The 424-nt window shown below is 55.0% G+C and carries 2 other RNA genes; both read right to left on the bottom strand.

Annotated features, from left to right (window positions below):
• Positions 1 to 43: 43 nt before the first annotated feature.
• Positions 44 to 174, bottom strand: a non-coding RNA gene (locus ABU190_RS27305) — RtT sRNA.
• 45 nt (positions 175 to 219) lie between these two features.
• Positions 220 to 351, bottom strand: a non-coding RNA gene (locus ABU190_RS27300) — RtT sRNA.
• Between the last annotated feature and the right edge of the window lie 73 nt (positions 352 to 424).

Genomic DNA, 424 nt, shown 5'->3' with positions numbered 1-424 from the left:
GTGGCATTAAGGATGTGATTTGCCGGTGTGCTACATAAAGTGATGGTGGTGGGGGAAGGATTACTCGTCGCGCTGCTCCTCGCCCTTCGGGTCGTTGCCTGCGGCAACGCTTTCTCGCTGCGCTCGACTCGAACCTTAGTCGAAGCTTCTCATCCTTCCCGGCATGGGGAGGATATGTGGCATTAAGGATGTGATTTGACGGTGTGCTACATAAAGTGATGGTGGTGGGGGAAGGATTACTCGTCGCTTCGCTCCTCGCCCTTCGGGCCGTTGCCTGCGGCAACGTTGTCTCGCTTTCGCTCGACTCGAACCTTAGTCGAAGCTTCTCATCCTTCCCGGCATGGGGAGGATATGTGGCATTAAGGATGTGATTTGACGGTGTGCTACATAAAGTGATGGTGGTGGGGGAAGGATTACTCGTCGC

Origin of the sequence: Phytobacter sp. RSE-02, from assembly GCF_040578655.1 — a bacterium.
Taxonomy (GTDB): Bacteria; Pseudomonadota; Gammaproteobacteria; order Enterobacterales; family Enterobacteriaceae; genus Phytobacter; species Phytobacter diazotrophicus.
This window is presented reverse-complemented; position numbering and strand designations above follow the sequence as displayed.